This is a genomic window from Vibrio sp. 10N.237.312.B06, from assembly GCF_041464685.1.
Classification (GTDB): Bacteria; Pseudomonadota; Gammaproteobacteria; order Enterobacterales; family Vibrionaceae; genus Vibrio; species Vibrio tasmaniensis_A.
On sequence record NZ_JBFSPI010000053.1, the window covers coordinates 18,886 to 36,394 of the forward strand.

Consider the following 17,509-nt stretch of genomic DNA (forward strand, 5'->3'; position numbering starts at 1 on the left):
TCGAAAGCCCCAGGGTTATGTTTATAAAGAGCTAGTTTATGAGGAACAGATGACAGCACTGCAACGTTTTTACCAATGGGTCATCGACTCACCGCCATTACTAGAAATCAAGCCACCGGTTTCGGATCTCAGTGCATTCTCTAGCCACCATGCCATCGACTCATCACATACTTATGATGGTAATCCTAGATTAGGTTTCCTCTACCAGCATCTATGCGAACAAGTCATCGTTGCCTCACCGAATTACTCGATAAAGCACGACGAGATTCAGATCAATGTGGAAGGTAGAACTCTCGGTGCAATCGACTTTATTCTTGAAGAAGAGAGCAGCCAAAAACTGCAACATTGGGAAGTGGCGATTAAGTTTTACCTGCTCCATGAACAAACATGGTTTGGGCCAAACTCTCATGATCAATTGGATAAGAAGCTCGATCGTATGTTGAGCCACCAGCTGGGTATGTCGTCTTCAACGGCCTTTGTTGAGCAATATCCAGAGATTGATGTCGACTCAAAGCACCTCCTCATGCAGGGTCGCCTATATACCAACCCCTTCTTAGATCAAAAAGTACCTACTGAATGTTTGGGCTATGACATTAATTCGAGCCAAGTAAACGGTTTTTGGTGCTATCAAAACCAAGCTCATTTAATTACGGAAGTGCTCTACCCTCTCACCAAAGAGCAATGGGCAGCGGGCACTGATGATTTCACCTGCGAGCCTATCACCGAGTTTGGTGATCGCTTCGTTCATGGACAAACTAAATCAGGGCAGTTTTGGTTTGTGATGCCACAAAGTTGGCCACACGGATAATCTATTCAGTTATTCAACCACTTAGTCCTAGCCGCTTTATCCACAAACTATAAAAAAGGGCTGATGCTTTCACATCAACCCTTTCACTATTTACCTTGTAACTCTACTAATCTGTATTCGATTATAGGCCAGCGGCTGCAAATACTTGATTAACAATCTCTTGAGCTTCTGCTTCGATTGCTTTTAGGTGCTCTTCGCCTTTAAAGCTTTCACAGTAGATCTTATAGATGTCTTCAGTACCTGATGGACGAGCGGCAAACCAACCGTTCTCAGTCGTCACTTTTAGGCCGCCAATCGCAGCGCCATTACCTGGAGCATGCGTTAGGCGTGCAGTAATTGCATCACCAGCAAGCGTCTCAGCAGAAACCATCTCTGGAGACAGCTTCTTAAGTACGTCTTTTTGTGCACCATTTGCTACCGCTTGAATACGGTTATACTTAGACTCACCGTGTTTAGCAGCAAGCTCTTCGTAGTATTCTTGTGGGTTCTTACCCGTTACTGCTGTGATCTCAGCCGCAAGCAGGCAAAGAATTAGGCCATCTTTATCTGTTGACCAAGGCGTTCCGTCTTTACGTAAGAAAGATGCACCCGCGCTCTCTTCACCACCGAAACCAAACTGACCGTTATATAGGCCATCAACGAACCATTTGAATCCCACTGGCACTTCGCAAAGCTCGCGACCTAAGTCAGCAACAACGCGGTCAATCAGAGCACTTGATACCAGTGTTTTACCCACTGCAACGTCTTTACCCCAACCTTCACGGTTGCGGTATAGGTAATCAATACACACTGCTAGGAAGTGGTTGGGATTCATCAAGCCTTTTGGCGTAACAATACCGTGGCGATCGTAGTCAGGGTCGTTACCAAATGCTAGTTGATAGTCGTCTTTAAGAGCCAGTAAACCTGCCATTGCGTATGGAGAAGAACAGTCCATACGAACCACACCATCTTTGTCTAGAGACATAAATTGGAACGAAGGATCAACAGCTTCACTGACCAGAGTCAGGTCTAGGTTGTACGCTTTGCCAATTTGACGCCAGTAATCAATACCGCTACCACCCAGTGGATCAACACCAATCTTGATGTTTGCTTTCTGGATTGCTTCCATATCAACAACGTTAACCAAGTCAGCAACGTAAGGAGCAACTAAATCAACTTCTTTCACTAGCTCAGACTGTTTAGCCTGTGCGATAGGAGTGCGCTTAACGCCTTGCATTTGCTCAGCAATGATCACATTCGCACGATCTTCAATCGCTTGAGTTAGCTCAGCCTCAGCAGGGCCACCGTGTGTCGGATTGTATTTAATACCCCCGTCTTGTGGTGGGTTATGCGAAGGCGTGATAACAATGCCGTCTGCTTTTTTGTCATTCACTAGGTTATGCGTAAGAATCGCGTGCGAGATACCTGGAGTTGGAGTAAAGCCATTGTTTTCTTGAACGATAACTTCAACGCCGTTTGCAACTAGCACTTCAATAACCGTAGAAAAAGCAGGCTCAGATAGAGCGTGAGTATCTTTGCCTAAGAAAAGTGGTCCTGTTGTACCTTGATCGGCACGAACCTCAACAACCGCTTGTGCGATCGCTAGAATGTGGTTTTCATTAAATGTTGATTTGTCTGCTGTACCGCGGTGACCTGAAGTACCGAACAGTACTTTATGATCTGGGTTAGTAGCATCCGGTTGCTGTAAGAAATAGTTTGCAACTAAAGCCGGGATATTATGAAGATCTTCCTGCAGAGCTTTCTGCCCGGCACGAGGGTGCATAGCCATTATCGACATCCTTATATAAAATTTAAAAACAAAAAAACCTCATAATATCTTCTTAGCCATGGATATTATGAGGTTTAAATCAGATTTCGTTAAATTGAACCTGTTACTTTTTCTATCAATTCTGCTTGGAAACTCATGCGGCTCATAAGCTGTTCAACCATCTGTCTTTTTCGGCTTGTATTGTTATTCGTAATAACCCAAAAAGGACTTTGTGGAATAGCTTTAGGCTTAGTTGTGTTGCCGTTTGCTAACAATGTCGCTTCGTTGTCTGCAAAGTAAACACGCTTACGGCCTTTTACTTGAGTTGCTTCTGAAAAGCTTAAAGGGTCGATTTTATGCAGTGTTGATAACACAAGCATGAAACGATCAATGGCTTTCTTTAGTGATGCAAACTCATCTGATATTAGTAGTGAGCGCATTTCTTTAACGCCATCGAACTTCTCTGGAGTAAAGCCTACCTCTTTGCTAACAACGATACCTTTTGGCTCAACGATCTCTTCGATCGGAACCGTGCCTTGGTTATCAACCAGTAACAAGCGGCGCAGAATATCTGAAGCGCTTTCGCCAATACGTTCTGTCTGACCCGCAATAAAACGGTATAGGTCCTCATCAACCTCAATTGTTTTCATTCGCTTTTCACAATCTCAATGTTTAAACTCTGAGGGATTATAGCGAGATCCGCGCGGATACTCTACGTCAAACCCACCATGAATAAGATAAAAATGTCAGTACAGCTCAACTATAAAATTGAAGGTGAGGGTCACACCATTGTTTTGATCCATGGATTATTCGGAAATTTGGACAACCTTGGCTTGCTCGCTAGGGATCTAAAAACCGATCATCAGGTACTTAGCATCGATCTACGTAACCACGGCCAATCTTTCCATAATGACACTCATAATTATCAAGCTATGGCACAAGATGTGGCTCAACTGCTGAATGATCTTGAGTTAGAAGGTGTCACTGTGATTGGTCACTCGATGGGTGGCAAGGTAGCGATGGCACTGACACAACATCTGACGCTGCATAAATTGATTGTCTTAGATATGGCACCAGTCGCGTACACCCAAAGTCGTCACGACAACGTATTCGCAGGCCTACAAGCTGTGATAGAAGAAAAACCGACATCACGCTCAGAGGCGCTTAAGGTCCTCGCAAAACATATCGAAATTGATGGGGTTCGCCAGTTTTTAACGAAATCTTTGTTCAAATCAGAACAAGGCATCATGGAATGGCGTTTCAATGTTGCCTCGCTATTAAACAACTACCCACAGATTATTGGTTGGGAACCGATTGACAAAACCTCGGTCAAAACCTTGCTAATCAAGGGTGGTGACTCAGATTACCTGACGGCTGAACATCAAACCGCCGTTCAACAGCAGTTTTCCAACGCAAAGGCACATGTTATCGCCAATACTGGACATTGGCTACACGCGGAAAAGCCCGCTGAAGTGCTCCGTGCAATAAGAAAATTCATCACTTAGATAGGTTGATTAGTCGATATAAATGAGAGCTGTGTAATCACAGCAGATTAACTTTATCTCACAACAGTGATATAGTGCGCCCAAGCAAATTTGGTATATAAGGTTCCCATGCTTTACGACTACATGAACATCATTGAATCTGTTGGTTTAGATCTTCTGTTTGCCGCGATTTTCTTTCTAATCGGAATGGCAATTAAAGACGTTCTAAAGCAGGGAAATGTTCCTGCATTTGGTCGTCGTATCGTATGGTTAGTACTTTTCCTTGGCTGCGCAGGCTTTATCGCAAAAGGGATAATCCAACTAAGCTGGGAAGGAACTGGAATCTAACGATTTCCTCCGAACTTTATTACACCGACAACAGACAAAATGAAAGGTAATGATTCTATGGCAAGTGTAGGTCTCTTCTTTGGTAGCGATACAGGTAACACTGAAGCTGTTGCTAAGATGATTCAAAAGCAATTGGGCAAGCAGCTCGTTCAAGTTCAAGACATTGCAAAAAGCAGCAAAGAAGATATCGATAACTTCGATCTGCTGCTGCTTGGTATCCCTACGTGGTACTACGGCGAAGCACAATGTGATTGGGATGACTTTTTCCCTGAGCTAGAAGCTATTGATTTCTCAACTAAGCTTGTTGCTATTTTTGGTTGTGGCGACCAAGAAGATTACGCAGAATACTTCTGCGATGCTATGGGTACTATCCGTGATATCGTTGAAGCAAAAGGCGGTACTATCCTAGGTCACACGTCAACTGAAGGCTACGAATTCGAAGCATCGAAAGGTTTAGTTGAAGGCGATGACAGCCAGTTCGTTGGTCTATGTATCGATGAAGACCGTCAACCTGAGCTGACTGATGAGCGTGTATCTAACTGGGTTAAACAAATCCACGAAGAGATGTGCCTAGCAGAGCTTGAAGACTAATTCATTAGCGGTCATTAATTGTTACAATTAATGACCGTTATGTAGATATGAAAAAACCTCCTTATAGGAGGTTTTTTTCTATTCAATATTTATCAATCAACACTCAGCTTCTAATGCTTCGTCATCCTCTCTAAATTGTGGCTTCTTTCTCACATAGAGAGTTCGCTGAATTTCCGAAACCACACTTCCCTGCTTATCTTTAACGTGGATGATAAATTCGGGGAAACACTTCTCACCAAGTTGTGTCTGACGATAGATATCCTCAAGTTGCCCTTGGCTTATCTCAAAGTCTGCATACAAGTCGGATTGACCAGGCTTGATAAAGTTAATACTCGCCTCTTTATCCCAAACATAATATCGCTCACCTAAAATCCCCATTAACATTAACGAGTAAACGGGATCGGTAAGAGAAAAGATACTGCCGCCATATTGAGTCCGATTAGCGTTCTTATTCCACCACCGCAACTTGAGCACAGTCTTAACAACCCTAAAGTCAGCGCTAATGTGGGCTATTCGAATTCCCGAGCCCCAAAAGGGAGGCCAAATATTGAGTGCAAATTTTACAATATTAGGTTTATATATTTTTGCGAGTTGCTTATTCATAACAACAATCCATGTTCATATCAAAAAACACCGTCACCTGGCTGGTCGTACCTCCACTATAAGTGAGATACTTCCAATTTACAAAACAGATTGTGATGTCAGTGAGTAACCCTTTGAAGTTCGTGGTTTATTGTTATGCCTGACTAAACTATAATGGTATTAATATTGAATTCTGTTAATTGCTGCAGATCATCAACAGGAAAGTATATGTCAGACAATAATCAAGCGCTAAAAGATGCTGGTCTTAAAGTGACCCTCCCACGGCTCAAAATTTTAGAAGTATTACAACAACCAGACTGCCAACATATTAGTGCTGAAGATTTATATAAAAAGCTGATCGACTTAGGTGAAGAGATTGGTCTTGCGACCGTTTATCGCGTACTAAACCAATTCGATGATGCAGGCATTGTAACTCGTCACCACTTTGAAGGTGGTAAGTCTGTATTCGAACTTTCAACACAGCATCACCACGATCACCTAGTATGTTTAGACTGCGGTGAAGTTATCGAGTTCTCTGATGATCTTATCGAAGAAAGACAAAAAGAAATCGCTCAACGCTACAATGTACAGCTAACTAACCACAGTTTGTATCTGTATGGTAAAAGCATCACTGGGGATTGCAAAGGCAACCCAGACGCACATAAAGCGAAGAAGTAACACAGAACGCTGGCTTAGGCCGGCGTTTTTTATTTGGGCTGATATTGTATTAAGAATCACGGTAGCTTGGCCCACAATTTGGTTATTTCCCAGACACAAAAAAACCGGCTCTAAGCCGGTTTTTTATTAAGCGTCTCTTGAGAAACTAAGCTCCGAGAAACAGAGCTTGGAAAAATAGAGTAGAGAAAAACAAAGTCATTAAGCCTCAGTTTTACCCCAAGTGTCACGTAGACCAACCGTGCGGTTGAATACTAGCGCGTCTGCTTTAGAGTCTTTCGAATCTACACAGAAATAACCTGTACGTTCAAACTGGTACGCTTGCTCTGCCACACCTTCTGCTAGGCTAGGTTCAACAAAACCGTTTAGCGTAACAAGTGATTCAGGGTTTAACGTTGCAGCGAAATCATCAGCAGCGGCAGGGTTTGGCACTGTGAATAGACGATCGTATAAACGAATCTCAGCAGGCAACGCTTTATCAGCCGATACCCAGTGAATAACGCCTTTCACTTTACGGCCATCTGCAGGGTTCTTACCCAATGTTTCATTGTCGTAAGAACAGAAGATAGTCGTAATGTTGCCTTCTGCATCTTTTTCGATACGTTCAGCTTTGATCACGTAAGCACCACGTAGACGAACTTCTTTACCTAGAACCAAACGCTTGTACTTTTTGTTTGCTTCTTCACGGAAGTCATCACGCTCAATCCAAACTTCACGTGTAAATGGTACTTCACGAGTACCCATTTCTGGCTTGTTCGGGTGGTTTGCTACCGTCAATGTTTCTACTGTATCAGCGTCGTAGTTTTCAATCACGACCTTGATAGGGTCAAGAACAGCCATTGCACGAGGTGCATTTTCGTTCAGATCATCACGGATACAAGATTCAAGTGAACCGAACTCAATCATGTTCTCTTGCTTAGTCACACCAATACGTTTACAGAATTCACGAATCGAGCTTGAAGTGAAGCCACGACGACGCAAACCAGAGATAGTAGGCATACGCGGGTCATCCCAACCTTGAACTAGGTTTTCAACCACAAGTTGGTTCAGCTTACGCTTCGACATTACCGTGTATTCAAGATTCAGGCGGCTAAACTCGTACTGACGAGGTTGGCAATCAATCGTGATGTTATCTAGAACCCAGTCATACAAACGACGGTTGTCTTGGAACTCAAGAGTACAGATAGAGTGCGTAATACCCTCTAGCGCATCAGAGATACAGTGAGTGAAGTCGTACATTGGGTAAATGCACCACTTATCAGCAGTTTGATGGTGGTGAGCAAAACGAACACGGTAGATAACAGGATCGCGCATAACCATGAATGAAGAGCTCATGTCGATCTTAGCACGTAGACACGCTTTACCTTCTTCAAAGCCACCGTCACGCATTTTTTCGAACAACGCTAAGTTCTCTTCAGGGCTGCGATCACGGTATGGGCTCGCTTTACCTGGCTCTTTTAGCGTGCCACGGTACTCACGGATTTGATCAGGACTTAGCTCGTCAACGTACGCTAAGCCTTTATTAATTAATTCCACAGCATAAGCGTAAAGCGTATCGAAGTAGTTTGATGAGTAACAAATATCACCAGACCATTCAAAGCCTAACCAGCTTACATCATTCTTAATTGACTCAACGTATTCAACGTCTTCTTTTTCAGGGTTTGTATCATCGAAACGAAGATTACATTGTCCCTGGTAGTCCTGAGCAATACCAAAGTTCAAGCAAATAGATTTAGCGTGACCAATGTGCAGGTAGCCATTTGGCTCCGGCGGGAAACGAGTATGCACGCTACTGTGTGTACCATCCGCTAAATCTTTATCGATAATTTGGCGAATGAAATTCGATGGACGAGCCTCAGCTTCACTCATCTATAGCACCTCTATGTATTTAGTATTGTCAGAGAAAGTTATCTTTTGTACCAATGAAAATGGTCGCTTACAGCGCCTGTCAAAGATAGAAAGATCATTGTTGCTAATCATCCACAATTCTTCGCCTTTGCACAATAAGAACCGTCCGTTAATTGCGATTATTTCTGCTATTCGATGAAGAATAGAACGAACCGGGTTCATTGACCTTAAACAGTAGGCACAAAAAAGCCTCCCGTTTGGGAGGCTTTCAATTTGAAACTTACTTAAGAGTAACTTTACTTCTTAATTAAGTACTTCCGTCACTATGGAAGTTTTACATCAGATAGGTCTTCACCTGCACCGATAGCTTTCATTTCGCCAGCTACGATTTCAGCTAGTGGGCCTAGGATAACCTGTAGGTTGTTTTCACCTAGTTTAACCACACCTTTAGCGCCAAGCTTCTTAAGAACAGCTTCATCTGCGATAGAGCGGTCTTTAAGAGTTAGACGTAGACGAGTGATACAAGCGTCGATTGAAGTTAGGTTGTCGTGACCACCTAGTGCTTTCAGGTATTGACGTGCAACTTCACCTTTTGGTGCGTCGCCAGCAGGAGCGGCTACAGCTTCGTCATCATCTTCACGACCTGGCGATTTCAAGTTGAAAGCGCGGATTGCGAAAGAGAAAGTGAAGAAGTATAGAGCACCGAAACCAAGACCGATTAGTAGTAGTACGAATGGTTTAGTTGCTAGACCCCAGTTCAATACGAAGTCGATAAGACCAGCAGAGAAACCGAAACCGTGCAGAGTACCAAACATGTTTGCAACTACTAGAGACAGACCTGTAAATACAGCGTGCATTGCGTATAGAGCAGGAGCTAGGAATACGAACATGAATTCTAGCGGCTCTGTGATACCTGTTAGGAATGAACAGAATGCAACTGAGAACAGTGCGCCACCAACTTGGCTGCGTTTTTCAGCAGGAGCAGCTAGGTACATTGCAAGTGCAGCACCTGGTAGACCGAACATCATTACTGGGAAGAAACCGTTCATGAACACGCCAGCGCCTTTATCGCCACCGAAGAAACGGTGTAGGTCGCCAGATTTAACCGTTTCAGTCACTTCTTTAACTACAGTAGTGATTTCTGGAGTCACAGAGTTAGCGAATGTGAATGTGTGCTCTTGGCCAACAACTAGAGTTTTAGCTAGTGATGGGTCAACACAAAGTTGAGTGATGTTAGCGAATGCGCCTTGACCAGCAACGATGATTTCTTGACATGTACCCATACCGAACCAGAAGTATGAGTTCAATACGTGGTGTAGACCTACAGGGATAAGTGCACGGTTAAGAGTACCGTAAACGAATTGACCAATAGCGCCAGATGTTGATACTGCGTGAGCCAGTGCGTCTAGACCAGATTGAACACCAGGCCAAACCACACCAGACACAGCACCTGCAACAAGTGCAAATAGACCAGCCATGATAGGTACTAAACGTTTACCCGCAAAGAAAGCCAGCCACTCAGGAAGACGTGTTGCATGGAAAGCGTTGTAAGAGTGACCTGCGATGATACCAGCGAAGATACCGCCGAAGAATGACATGTTTACGTCAGCGTTAATTGTTGTTGCTGTCGCTGTTAGTACGAAGTAAGCAACTGCACCAGCAAGACCTGCTGCGCCGTTACCGTCTTTAGAAAGACCAATCGCGATACCTAGACCAAATAGCAATGGTAGGTTACTGAAGATAGCTCCACCAGCTTCTGCCATGAATGGAATATCAAGTAGATCGCCTTGACCTAAACGTAGTAGAAGCGCCGCAATCGGAAGTGTTGCGATAGGTAGCATTAATGCCTTACCTAGCTTCTGTGCATATCCTAGAATATTCACCAGTTGTTTCCCCCTATAGGATTTTTTAGAATTCATTTGAGAAACTTATTTTAGTCGCTCAATTTAGTCCTATTCAGTGTATTCAATTAATTTTGCCCCGCAAATTAAAACCTTACCATTTGTGATCCTAATCACCAGTTTTCACCAAATCCAGAGGTTTTTGCTAGCGAGATCATAAAACTTATTTTATCATTCAAAAAAATGAGCGTTTATAGATAAAATTCAAATCTAATCATTAGGCAAAAACATGATATTCCTAACTTTAGATTACCCTATGAATAATCATTAACAATGAACCTAAATGTATAATAAAGATCAATTGTTCATATGTTTTTCAACAACTTAAATAGCTTCCCATTTTGAAGCCGTTCGCCCATAAAAGATAAATCGTTACGTAAATGATGCTCGCAAACTAAGTCCACATTTAGGTAACGAACAAATTTAAAAGATCTCACGAAATAAGGATTAGCTGACTATGTACGCGCTAAGTAACTGTAAAATTTACACTGGTAGTGATGTTCTAACCGATCATGCCGTCGTAATAGAAAATGAACTGATCAAAAAAGTCTGTCCTATCTCTGAATTGCCAGAAGGAATCGAGGTTCGCGATCTAAACGGAGCAAACCTAAGCCCAGGTTTCATTGACTTACAACTGAATGGTTGTGGCGGTGTAATGCTTAACGATGAGATCACGGCAGAAACAATGCAGATCATGCACGAAGCAAACCTTAAATCAGGCTGTACTAGCTTCCTGCCAACGCTCATCACTTCTTCAGACGAAGATATGCGTGCAGTTATTACTGCAGCTCGTGAATATCACAACCAGTACCAAAACCAATCACTAGGTCTGCACCTTGAAGGTCCATACCTAAACGTTGCAAAAAAAGGCATCCACAGCGTCGATCACATTCGTAAATCAGACAGCGAAATGATTGAACTGATTTGCGAGAACAGCGACCTAGTTTCAAAAGTAACATTGGCACCAGAGCTTAATGATCCAGAACATATCGAGCGCCTACACAAAGCAGGCGTTGTCGTTTCTATCGGCCACACAAACGCGACTTACGCAGAAGCTCGACAAAGTTTCGAATCTGGTATCACTTTCGCTACCCACCTATTCAATGCAATGACCCCTATGGTTGGTCGTGAACCTGGCCTTGTTGGCGCGATTTACGACACGCCAGAAGTTTATGCAGGTATCATCGCCGACGGCTTCCACGTTGATTACGCAAACATCAGAATTGCGCACAAAATCAAGGGAGAAAAGTTAGTATTAGTGACGGATGCCACAGCTCCTGCAGGTGCTGACATGGAATACTTTATTTTTGTCGGTAAGAAAGTATATTACCGAGATGGTAAGTGTGTTGATGAAAACGGCACACTGGGCGGCTCAGCTCTGACTATGATTGAAGCAGTTCAGAATACAGTTGAGCACGCTGGTATCGCTTTAGACGAAGCTCTTCGCATGGCTACGCTATACCCAGCTACGGCTATCGGTGTAGAAAGCAAGCTAGGTCGAATCAAAAAAGGCATGGTTGCAAACCTAGCTGTATTTGACCGAGACTTTAACGTTAAAGCGACTGTTGTTAATGGACAATACGAGCACAATTAAGTATGAATGGCGGACAAATAGGTAACGTAGACTTAGTTAAACAACTAAACAGTGCGGCGGTATACCGACTAATAGACCAGCAAGGGCCTATCAGTCGTATACAAGTGGCTGATGTAAGCCAACTCGCACCGGCAAGTGTTACAAAAATTACCCGCCAACTTTTGGAGCGCGGCCTCATTAAAGAGGTTGCGCAACAAGCGTCTACTGGCGGTAGACGCGCGATCTCCCTAACCACAGAAGTCGACCCTTTTCATTCTGTCGCTGTACGCTTAGGTAGAGACTATATTCAAATAAGCCTTCATGACCTTGGCGGTCGTGAGTTGGCTTTCCAACAACAAGACCTGGATTATTCAGACCAATCAGACCTTACACAAGGCTTGGTCAATAACCTCAAGGCTTTCATTGCTGAGCATCAGCCAAAGATCGACCAACTGATTGCCATTGGTGTCACCCTTCCAGGCTTGGTTAACCCAACAACCGGTGTTGTTGAGTACATGCCAAATACGGACATCGATAACCTCGCATTGAGCGACATTATTCGCGACACTTTCCATGTGGCTTGTTTTGTTGGTAATGACGTTAGAGGAATGGCGCTTGCTGAGCACTACTTCGGTGCAAGTAAAGACAGTCAAGATTCTATTTTGGTCAGTGTGCACCGTGGTACGGGTGCTGGTATTATCGTTAATGGCCAGGTTTTCTTAGGCCATAACCGTAACGTGGGTGAAATTGGTCATATCCAAATTGATCCGCTAGGAGAACAGTGCCAGTGTGGTAACTTCGGTTGTCTTGAAACCGTAGCGGCAAACCCTGCCATTGTTGATCGAGTACAGAAGCTCATTAAGCAAGGCTATGAATCTTCTTTAACGGAACTTGAACATATTACGATTCAAGATGTTTGTGACCACGCAATCAATGGCGATGAACTCGCGAAACAAAGCTTAGTTCGAGTAGGAAACCAGTTAGGTAAGGCTATCGCGATGACGATTAACCTGTTTAACCCTCAGAAAGTTATCATTGCTGGTGATATTACGAAGGCACAAGAGATTGTTTTCCCTGCAATTAAGCGCAATGTAGAGAATCAGTCGTTAACGACTTTCCATAGCGGCCTGCCTATTGTAGCATCACAGATCGATAAACATCCTACGATGGGAGCCTTTGCCATGATTAAGCGCGCCATGCTCAACGGTGTGTTACTGCAAAAGCTTCTTGAAGACTAAAGAAAACAATTCTGATTTTCCGCGGGCCGTGTTTGTATAAACACGGCCCGTTTTTTTAAGCTAGGGAACTACAACAACAAGTTATGGAACTTATATTAATATCCACTGCGTTTATCGCAGGATTTATTGCTTTAAAATGCCACCTCCCCCCATTAGTTGGTTTTTTGGTTGCAGGTTTCGGGCTTTATGCCCTTGGCTTTGAAACCAATGACACCATCATTACTTTGGCTGACCTTGGTGTCACCCTTCTCTTATTTACTATTGGCTTAAAGCTGGACATCAAAACCCTACTCTCTAAAGAGATCTGGGCTGGCGCAACAATCCACAATCTTTTATCCACTCTGTTTTTTGCAGCCGCTCTATTTGGTTTTAAGTTCCTAGGTATTTCATCTCTAGCAGCCATGTCAATAGAACAGATCGTTCTACTCGGTTTTGCTCTTTCATTTTCTAGTACTGTATTTGCGGTCAAGTCTCTACAAGAGAAAGGGGAAATGAATGCTACCTATGGCACACTAGCGATTGGCATTCTGGTCATGCAAGATATCTTTGCTGTCGTATTCTTGACTGCATCGACGGGCAAAATTCCAGAGTGGTATGCGATCGCACTGTTCGCTTTGCCTTTCTTTCGCCCATTGTTCTACAAAGTCCTCGATTGGGTTGGGCACGGTGAAATGTTGGTGCTATTCGGTATCTTCTTCGCATTAGTTGTTGGTGCTGGCTTGTTCCAGTTTGTAGGAGTAAAACCAGACTTAGGAGCCCTTATCCTAGGTATGCTATTAGCCGGTCACCCAAAAGCTTCAGAGCTATCGAAGTCGCTGTTTAACCTCAAAGAGCTTTTCCTCGTCTGCTTCTTCTTGAATATTGGCTTGTCAGAACAGCCAACTATTCAGGGTTTTATGCTTGCAGTCTTGTTCTTATTGTTACTGCCAGTGAAAGGCGTTCTGTACTTCTTGGTACTAAACCGATTCAAGTTCCGTGTTCGAACCTCCCTACTCACTTCTTTGTCACTGTTTAACTACAGTGAATTTGGCCTCATCGTCGGTGGCCTTGCTTTTAAGATGGGCTGGATGTCTGGCGACATCTTGGTGGCAGTGGCTATAGCCGTTTCATTGTCGTTCTTAATCGCTGCACCTCTCAACAAAGCGGGTCACAAACTTTATCAACAATCAGGTCGCTGGTTAAAAGAGCACGCTGCTGAGAAGCTCCACCAACGTGACAAACGAATTGACCCAGGTCGGGCTCAGGTTCTAATTCTTGGTATGGGACGCATTGGTACTGGTGCCTACGACGAATTACGCTCACGCTACGGCAAAGTGAGTTTAGGTGTAGAAGTTCGTGAAGACGCGGCACATAACCACAGAAGCCATGGCAGAAACGTTATTTCTGGTGACGCAACTGACCCGGATTTCTGGGAACGAATCTTAGACACAGCAAACGTAAAACTGGTGATCTTGGCTATGCCTCACCACCAAGGTAATCAAACCGCCTTAGAACAATTAAAATCACGAAACTTTAAAGGTCAAATAGCGGCAATTGCCGAATATCCAGATCAGCTCGAAACACTGAAAGAGAATGGCGTCGATGCGGCATTTAACATTTACAGCGAAGCTGGTAGCGGTTTTGCCCGACATGTTTGTGAACAATTGAATCCGAACATCAATAAAATATGATATTCAACACGTTCCATTTAACCTCTCAAAATTGCGATTTTTTTGCACTTTTGAGAGGTTTTTGTTTAAAAAACCAACCGCAATTAGACGCCACTCACCAAAACCACTTTAAAATTAGATAATTTCTAACACAAACCCCTTTATATTATTTTTTTGCTCACATTCGGTTGCTTTTTTTAGCCAGAATGGCAAATTGAATACAGTTGATTTAGAAATTATTTAAAAGGAAGTTCTATGTGTTCAGTATTTGGCATTCTCGACATTAAAAGTGATGCCGCAGCACTTCGCCCTATTGCTTTAGAAATGTCTAAAAAGCTTCGTCACCGTGGCCCAGATTGGTCTGGTATCTATGCTGGTGAAAAAGCCATTCTTGCTCACGAGCGTTTGGCTATCGTCGGCTTAAACAGTGGTGCACAACCACTATACAGCCAAGATAAAAAGCACATTCTTGCAGTGAACGGCGAAATTTATAACCACAAAGAACTTCGCGCACGCTATGAAGATAAGTACCAGTTCCAGACTGATTCAGACTGTGAAGTTATCCTAGCGTTATACCAAGAAATGGGCGCGGACCTTTTAGAAGAACTTAACGGTATTTTCGCATTCGTTTTATATGACGAAGAGAAAGACGAGTACCTAGTGGGCCGTGATCACATCGGTATCATCCCACTTTACCAAGGCTACGATGAGCACGGCAACTATTACGTTGCTTCAGAGATGAAAGCACTGGTTCCAGTTTGTAAGACGATCAGTGAGTTCCCTCCTGGTAGCTTCTACTCTTCTAAAGATGCAGAACCTCAACGCTACTACATCCGCGATTGGAACGAATACGCAGCCGTTCAAGGTAACAGCACAAGCAAAGAAGAGCTAACTGAAGCGCTAGAAGCTGCTGTTAAGCGTCAACTAATGACTGACGTTCCTTACGGTGTACTTCTATCTGGTGGCCTTGATTCATCAATCACTTCTGCAGTCGCTAAACGTTTTGCAGCAATGCGTATCGAAGATGACGAGCAATCAGAAGCTTGGTGGCCACAACTACACTCATTTGCTGTTGGCCTAGAAAATGCTCCCGATCTGATTGCTGCACGTGAAGTTGCGGACAAAATCGGTACTGTACACCATGAGATGACTTACACCATTCAGGAAGGCTTAGATGCAATCCGTGATGTTATCTACCACATCGAAACTTACGATGTAACGACCATTCGTGCATCGACGCCAATGTACTTGCTTGCTCGTAAGATCAAAGCAATGGGTATCAAAATGGTACTTTCTGGTGAAGGTGCTGATGAAATCTTTGGTGGCTACCTGTACTTCCATAAAGCGCCAAACGCAAAAGAGTTCCACGAAGAGACGGTACGTAAACTTCTTGCTCTAAGCATGTTTGACTGTGCTCGTGCAAACAAATCACTTGCAGCATGGGGAGTCGAAGGTCGTGTACCATTCTTGGATAAAGAGTTCATCGATGTGGCTATGCGTTTAAACCCTGAAGACAAAATGTGCGGTAACGGTAAAATGGAGAAACACATCCTACGTGAGTGTTTTGAAGACTACTTACCAGATTCAATCGCATGGCGCCAAAAAGAACAGTTCTCTGATGGTGTTGGCTACGACTGGATTGATACATTGAAAGTAACGGCTGAAGAAAAAGTAACGGATCAACAAATGGAAGCTGCTCAGTTCCGTTTCCCTTACAACACACCAACAACCAAAGAAGGTTATGCTTACCGTGAAATCTTTGAGGAGCTATTCCCTCTAGAATCGGCGGCAGAGTGTGTACCTGGCGGCCCTTCAGTTGCCTGTTCATCAGCAAAAGCGATCGAGTGGGATGAGTCATTCAAAAACTGTGTAGACCCATCAGGCCGTGCGGTACAAGCCGTTCACAACGACGCCTATAACGCTTAAGCGTTTGAAAAATCAAATACTAAAAAAGGCGCATTATGCGCCTTTTTGTTTTAAGCCTAGTTTTTACTTTTTAATATTTCACTTATACGTGAGCTTGTAGTGCTTCGTTTTCAATACTGATCGGAACCACTTGGCTGATCATTTTTACGAGCATAATGGATCGAGCTTCGCCATCTTTCTGATGGTAAATAGCTTCAACACCCGCAAACTGGCCACTATTAATTTTGACAACTTGCCCTGTCTCAAATTCAACACAGCAATCTTCAACTTCGCTACTGCAACACTTCTCGAACTCTTTTAGCTCAAAAACCAAATCACCTTGGACTTCATACGGCCTTGCACCGAACTTAATAAAGTCGACAACACCACGAGTCGAACGAACTGTCGTAAAACTAGGGCCTTGCTCATAATCAAAGCGAACAAAGATATAAGACGGGAACAGCGGTTCTTTGACCTGCTTCTCTTTCCCTCTCACGACCTTCTTGACATCGATTTGAGGGTAAAAGCACTCTACCCCCTGATTTTCTAGGTGCTGTTGAGCGCGTTTTTGATCACCACGCTTACAGTAAAGTAAATACCAACGTTTCATTTAACTCGCCATCTTCGTTCTTTGGACATTTAACCACAGCCTAAAACAGTTTAGTCGCCGTTAATAAATGAGTCCTGATAAGCGAGAAATTACGCGCAACAGACAGACTTATCAACCAAAAAGTCATAGGTAAAAAATTTGGTCAGTCATTGTACAAGGAACATTTAGAGATCAAAAGACTCATTGCTGTAAGCATATGTATATCGCAGATAATATGAATAACATTCCCTATAAGATCATAACGATAGGCTAGGGCAATAGATCTAAACATTTTTATTGGATAGGATCTTAAAAAAGGTTACTAACCAACCAGGTCAAATATGGAAAATTAGTTTGCAGCACAAGCAGAATGGGCCACATTAAAAGTAAATTTATTTAATATCAACACTTTAGCAAAACCAAGTTATCGTGACCACAAAATATGCCTATTGCAGACTTTTACCCTACTGTGTATACATGAATGACTATAAAATCTTTTAATACCTAAAATTAGTAAAACGGCTCTTCTCCGCTTAGATGAGCTTGATTTCTGGGTAAATGGTAGAGTGAG

At 43.3% G+C, this 17,509-nt stretch carries 15 protein-coding genes; 9 read left to right on the forward strand and 6 right to left on the reverse strand.

Features of this window, described 5'->3' with window-relative positions; genetic code table 11:
- Positions 1–49 precede the first annotated feature (49 nt).
- On the forward strand, positions 50–808 hold the full coding sequence (locus AB6C75_RS14880; RefSeq protein WP_102250392.1) for a DUF1853 family protein: 759 nt from the start codon (positions 50–52) through the stop codon (positions 806–808).
- Positions 809–929: 121 nt separating this feature from the next.
- Here AB6C75_RS14880 and pgm read toward each other — a convergent pair whose 3' ends face one another.
- Both pgm and seqA read right to left on the reverse strand, forming a co-directional pair.
- Complete coding sequence (pgm, locus tag AB6C75_RS14885) at positions 930–2,576, reverse strand: phosphoglucomutase (alpha-D-glucose-1,6-bisphosphate-dependent) (RefSeq protein WP_372108064.1); 1,647 nt, start codon at positions 2,574–2,576, stop codon at positions 930–932.
- An 89-nt stretch (positions 2,577–2,665) separates the two neighbouring features.
- The gene (gene seqA / locus AB6C75_RS14890) at positions 2,666–3,205 is read right to left on the reverse strand and encodes a replication initiation negative regulator SeqA (protein WP_009847326.1); all 540 of its coding nucleotides are present in this window, start codon (positions 3,203–3,205) and stop codon (positions 2,666–2,668) included.
- 93 nt (positions 3,206–3,298) lie between these two features.
- Here seqA and AB6C75_RS14895 point away from each other — a divergent pair, with 93 nt between their 5' ends.
- From AB6C75_RS14895 to fldA, 3 genes are all read left to right on the forward strand, one after another.
- Positions 3,299–4,060 (forward strand): alpha/beta fold hydrolase, encoded by a 762-nt coding sequence (locus tag AB6C75_RS14895; protein ID WP_135384084.1) that lies wholly within the window; start codon positions 3,299–3,301, stop codon positions 4,058–4,060.
- A gap of 108 nt (positions 4,061–4,168) precedes the next feature.
- Positions 4,169–4,387 carry a DUF2788 domain-containing protein gene (locus tag AB6C75_RS14900; RefSeq protein WP_009847328.1) on the forward strand — a complete coding sequence of 73 codons (219 nt, stop codon included), beginning with the start codon at positions 4,169–4,171 and terminating at the stop codon, positions 4,385–4,387.
- Between the two features lie 57 nt (positions 4,388–4,444).
- On the forward strand, positions 4,445–4,978 hold the full coding sequence (fldA, locus tag AB6C75_RS14905) for a flavodoxin FldA (RefSeq protein ID WP_009847329.1): 534 nt from the start codon (positions 4,445–4,447) through the stop codon (positions 4,976–4,978).
- Between the two features lie 96 nt (positions 4,979–5,074).
- Here fldA and AB6C75_RS14910 read toward each other — a convergent pair whose 3' ends face one another.
- Complete coding sequence (locus tag AB6C75_RS14910) at positions 5,075–5,581, reverse strand: DUF4442 domain-containing protein (protein ID WP_009847330.1); 507 nt, start codon at positions 5,579–5,581, stop codon at positions 5,075–5,077.
- Positions 5,582–5,788: 207 nt separating this feature from the next.
- Here AB6C75_RS14910 and fcrX point away from each other — a divergent pair, with 207 nt between their 5' ends.
- A complete protein-coding gene (gene fcrX / locus AB6C75_RS14915) occupies positions 5,789–6,238 on the forward strand; it encodes a ferric iron uptake transcriptional regulator FcrX (RefSeq protein ID WP_004734226.1) in 450 nt (149 codons plus the stop codon).
- 198 nt (positions 6,239–6,436) lie between these two features.
- Here the strand turns inward: fcrX and glnS are convergent, their stop codons facing one another.
- A complete protein-coding gene (glnS, locus tag AB6C75_RS14920) occupies positions 6,437–8,104 on the reverse strand; it encodes a glutamine--tRNA ligase (RefSeq protein WP_017103235.1) in 1,668 nt (555 codons plus the stop codon).
- A 302-nt stretch (positions 8,105–8,406) separates the two neighbouring features.
- Positions 8,407–9,966 (reverse strand): N-acetylglucosamine-specific PTS transporter subunit IIBC, encoded by a 1,560-nt coding sequence (gene nagE / locus AB6C75_RS14925; protein WP_372108065.1) that lies wholly within the window; start codon positions 9,964–9,966, stop codon positions 8,407–8,409.
- A 475-nt stretch (positions 9,967–10,441) separates the two neighbouring features.
- On the opposite strand from nagE, the gene nagA reads away from it, so the two are divergent.
- From nagA to asnB, 4 genes are all read left to right on the forward strand, one after another.
- Positions 10,442–11,578 carry an N-acetylglucosamine-6-phosphate deacetylase gene (nagA, locus tag AB6C75_RS14930; protein ID WP_372108066.1) on the forward strand — a complete coding sequence of 379 codons (1,137 nt, stop codon included), beginning with the start codon at positions 10,442–10,444 and terminating at the stop codon, positions 11,576–11,578.
- Positions 11,579–11,580: 2 nt separating this feature from the next.
- Complete coding sequence (locus tag AB6C75_RS14935) at positions 11,581–12,795, forward strand: ROK family protein (protein WP_009847335.1); 1,215 nt, start codon at positions 11,581–11,583, stop codon at positions 12,793–12,795.
- An 83-nt stretch (positions 12,796–12,878) separates the two neighbouring features.
- Complete coding sequence (locus AB6C75_RS14940) at positions 12,879–14,465, forward strand: cation:proton antiporter family protein (protein WP_009847336.1); 1,587 nt, start codon at positions 12,879–12,881, stop codon at positions 14,463–14,465.
- A 234-nt stretch (positions 14,466–14,699) separates the two neighbouring features.
- Complete coding sequence (asnB, locus tag AB6C75_RS14945) at positions 14,700–16,370, forward strand: asparagine synthase B (RefSeq protein WP_017096860.1); 1,671 nt, start codon at positions 14,700–14,702, stop codon at positions 16,368–16,370.
- Between the two features lie 82 nt (positions 16,371–16,452).
- On the opposite strand, the gene rfaH is transcribed toward asnB, so the two are convergent.
- A complete protein-coding gene (rfaH, locus tag AB6C75_RS14950) occupies positions 16,453–16,959 on the reverse strand; it encodes a transcription/translation regulatory transformer protein RfaH (RefSeq protein ID WP_017096859.1) in 507 nt (168 codons plus the stop codon).
- Between the last annotated feature and the right edge of the window lie 550 nt (positions 16,960–17,509).

Coding starts and splice junctions, on each gene's coding strand:
- AB6C75_RS14880 (WP_102250392.1), top strand. CDS start 50: ATGACAGCACTGCAACGTTTTTACCAATGGGTCATCGACTCACCGCCA.
- pgm (WP_372108064.1), bottom strand. CDS start 2,576: ATGGCTATGCACCCTCGTGCCGGGCAGAAAGCTCTGCAGGAAGATCTT.
- seqA (WP_009847326.1), bottom strand. CDS start 3,205: ATGAAAACAATTGAGGTTGATGAGGACCTATACCGTTTTATTGCGGGT.
- AB6C75_RS14895 (WP_135384084.1), top strand. CDS start 3,299: ATGTCAGTACAGCTCAACTATAAAATTGAAGGTGAGGGTCACACCATT.
- AB6C75_RS14900 (WP_009847328.1), top strand. CDS start 4,169: ATGCTTTACGACTACATGAACATCATTGAATCTGTTGGTTTAGATCTT.
- fldA (WP_009847329.1), top strand. CDS start 4,445: ATGGCAAGTGTAGGTCTCTTCTTTGGTAGCGATACAGGTAACACTGAA.
- AB6C75_RS14910 (WP_009847330.1), bottom strand. CDS start 5,581: ATGAATAAGCAACTCGCAAAAATATATAAACCTAATATTGTAAAATTT.
- fcrX (WP_004734226.1), top strand. CDS start 5,789: ATGTCAGACAATAATCAAGCGCTAAAAGATGCTGGTCTTAAAGTGACC.
- glnS (WP_017103235.1), bottom strand. CDS start 8,104: ATGAGTGAAGCTGAGGCTCGTCCATCGAATTTCATTCGCCAAATTATC.
- nagA (WP_372108066.1), top strand. CDS start 10,442: ATGTACGCGCTAAGTAACTGTAAAATTTACACTGGTAGTGATGTTCTA.
- AB6C75_RS14935 (WP_009847335.1), top strand. CDS start 11,581: ATGAATGGCGGACAAATAGGTAACGTAGACTTAGTTAAACAACTAAAC.
- AB6C75_RS14940 (WP_009847336.1), top strand. CDS start 12,879: ATGGAACTTATATTAATATCCACTGCGTTTATCGCAGGATTTATTGCT.
- asnB (WP_017096860.1), top strand. CDS start 14,700: ATGTGTTCAGTATTTGGCATTCTCGACATTAAAAGTGATGCCGCAGCA.
- rfaH (WP_017096859.1), bottom strand. CDS start 16,959: ATGAAACGTTGGTATTTACTTTACTGTAAGCGTGGTGATCAAAAACGC.